This is a genomic window from Arthrobacter sp. Hiyo1 (assembly GCF_001263615.2).
Classification (GTDB): domain Bacteria; phylum Actinomycetota; class Actinomycetes; order Actinomycetales; family Micrococcaceae; genus Arthrobacter.
The window spans coordinates 464273-467085 of record NZ_DF952469.1 but is presented as its reverse complement, the minus strand read 5'-3'; the positions used below and the strand labels follow the sequence as shown (position 1 = coordinate 467085).

Annotated in this window: 2 protein-coding genes, 1 pseudogene and 1 riboswitch; of the genes and pseudogenes, 2 read left to right on the top strand and 1 reads right to left on the bottom strand. The window is 64.5% G+C overall.

The window, feature by feature from the left end; genetic code table 11:
- The coding region (gene purU / locus AHiyo1_RS06550; protein ID WP_059388004.1) for a formyltetrahydrofolate deformylase at positions 1-806 on the bottom strand (806 nt) is incomplete at its 3' end.
- Positions 807-841: 35 nt separating this feature from the next.
- Positions 842-926, top strand: a riboswitch (ZMP/ZTP riboswitch).
- 105 nt (positions 927-1031) lie between these two features.
- Here purU and glyA point away from each other — a divergent pair.
- Both glyA and AHiyo1_RS06540 read left to right on the top strand, forming a co-directional pair.
- Positions 1032-2328, top strand: a pseudogene (glyA, locus tag AHiyo1_RS06545) (serine hydroxymethyltransferase).
- A gap of 8 nt (positions 2329-2336) precedes the next feature.
- A partial coding sequence (locus AHiyo1_RS06540; RefSeq protein ID WP_275937040.1) for a tetrahydrofolate dehydrogenase/cyclohydrolase catalytic domain-containing protein occupies positions 2337-2813 on the top strand: 477 nt, incomplete at its 3' end.

Sequence of the window (2813 nt, the reverse complement as noted above, 5' to 3'; positions counted from 1 at the left end):
CACTGCACAGCCTGTGCCAGCGTGCGGCCCTCGACGTCGCGGCCCATCTGCACGAATTGCTCGGCCGTGCGTGCGTGGTCCACCCGGATGACTTCCTGCTCGATGATCGGACCCTCGTCGAGGTCCGCCGTGACGTAGTGCGCAGTGGCCCCGATGATCTTCACGCCCCGGGCATGCGCCTGGTGGTAGGGCTTGGCCCCCTTGAAGGACGGCAGGAAGGAGTGATGGATGTTGATGGCCTTGCCGTTGAGCTCGGAGCAGAGCTCGTTGGAGAGTACTTGCATGTAGCGCGCCAGGACGGTCAGCTCGATGCCGTGCTCATGGATGAGTGCGAGCAGCTTCGCCTCGGCCTGCGCCTTGGTGTCCGGGGTGACCGGGATGTGGTGGAAGGGGATCCCATAGAACTCCGCCAGGCCTTCGAGGTCCCGGTGGTTGGAGACGATGGCCGGCACCTCGATGGGGAGGGTTCCTGAGCGTTGCTGGAAGAGCAGGTCGTTGAGGCAGTGTGCGTCCTTTGAACCCAGGATCAGGGTACGGACCTTCTGGCCCACCGGGTTGATTTGCCACTTCATGCCGAATTCTTCGGCCACCGGGGCCAGCGCCGCACTCAGTTCAGCCTGGCTCGAAGACGTTGTGGCTTCCACCCGCATGAAGAAGTTTCCCGTGCTGGGGCTGCCGTATTGCTGGGAATCTGCGATGTTGCAGCCGGCCTCCAACAAAGCCCCCGCAACGGCGTGCACAATTCCGGGCCGGTCCGGGCAGGACAGGGTTACAACAAAAGACGTAGGCAGGGTGGAGTCAGTCACAACTAAAGCCTACCGTTGCGCACCTGTTGTACTGTTTAAGTCGTCGCGACTGGCGTTGGGTGGTGCACCACCAGGGAGCGGCATTTTGAAGACCACGGATCGTACGCCTGGGCCGAGGGTCACGTTTTACTGTCGCTGTGCCATGCCCCGTAATCAAAGGCATGGAAAAAACCCAGCCGGTAGCCTGACCTGTAGAAATACCCGTTGCCTATCCAGGAGATCTTCGTGACCACCACCACCATCACCTCCGCGACCATCAGCAACCAGCCGCTTGCCGAGCTCGACCCCGAGATCGCAGCAGTTCTGGAACAGGAACTCGGCCGCCAGCGCGGCACCCTGGAAATGATCGCTTCCGAGAACTTTGCGCCCCGCGCCGTCATGGAAGCCCAGGGCTCCGTCCTGACCAACAAGTACGCCGAAGGCTACCCGGGCCGCCGCTACTACGGTGGTTGCGAATACGTGGACGTCGCCGAGCAACTGGCCATCGACCGCGTGAAGGCGCTCTTCGGCGCCGAGTACGCCAACGTCCAGCCGCACTCCGGTGCGCAGGCCAACGCCGCAGCCCTGTCCGCCATGATCACTCCAGGTGACAAGATCCTCGGCCTTTCCCTTGCCCACGGCGGCCACCTGACCCACGGCATGAAGCTCAACTTCTCCGGGAAGCTCTACAACGTGGCTGCCTACCAGGTTGAAGAAGACAGCTTCCGCGTGGACATGGACAAGCTCCGCGAACAAGCCATTGCCGAGAAGCCCCAGGTCATCATCGCCGGCTGGTCCGCTTACCCGCGCCACCTCGATTTCGCAGCCTTCCGTTCCATCGCCGACGAGGTTGGCGCGCTCCTCTGGACGGACATGGCCCACTTCGCGGGCCTCGTCGCAGCAGGCCTGCACCCGAGCCGGTGCCGCACTCCGACGTCGTCACCTCCACGGTGCACAAGACGCTGGCCGGCCCCCGTTCCGGCGTGATCCTCGCCAAGCAGGAATGGGCCAAGAAGCTTAACTCCAACGTGTTCCCGGGCCAGCAGGGCGGCCCGCTCATGCACGTGATCGCCGCCAAGGCCGTTGCCTTCAAGATCGCCGCCGGCGAGGAGTTCAAGGAGCGGCAGGAGCGCGTCCTCGAAGGCGCCAAGATCATCGCCGATCGCCTCAACCAGGCCGACGTCGCTGAAGCTGGTGTTTCCGTTCTGACCGGCGGCACCGACGTGCACCTGGTCCTCGTGGACCTGCGCAACTCGCAGCTGGACGGCCAGCAGGCCGAAGACCTCCTTCACTCCGTGGGCATCACCGTCAACCGCAACGCCGTTCCGTTCGACCCCCGCCCGCCGATGGTCACCTCGGGCCTGCGCATCGGTACCCCGGCCCTGGCTACCCGCGGCTTCGGAGCCACCGAGTTCGCCGAGGTTGCGAGATCATCGCTTCGGCGTTGAAGGCCGGTTCCGCTACCGACGTCGAAGCATTGCAGGCCCGCGTCGACAAGCTCGCCGCTGACTTCCCGCTGTACCCGCAGCACGAGCAGTGGTGAACCCGTCCATGGCGCAGACCGCGAAGATCCTTGACGGCAAGGCCGCCGCTGCCGCCATCAAGTCTGAGCTGACTGAGCGTGTAGCTGCCCTGAGGGCCCGCGGCGTAACTCCGGGCATTGCCACTGTGCTCGTCGGTGCGGACCCTGCTTCGCAGCTTTACGTGTCCATGAAGCACAAGCAGTCCGTGGAGATCGGGATGAACTCGATCCAGCGTGAGCTTCCGGCGGACGCCACCCAGGCGCAGGTCGAGGACCTCATCGACGAACTCAATGCGGACCCCGCCTGCCACGGTTACATCGTGCAGCTGCCACTGCCCAAGCACCTGGACACCGACGCCATCCTCGAGCGTATCGACCCCGCCAAGGATGCCGACGGCCTGCACCCGACCAACCTGGGCCGGCTGGTGCTCAACGTCAACGGAGAGATCACCTCGCCGCTGCCATGCACGCCGCGCGGCGTCATCGAGCTCCTGCAGCGCAACGGC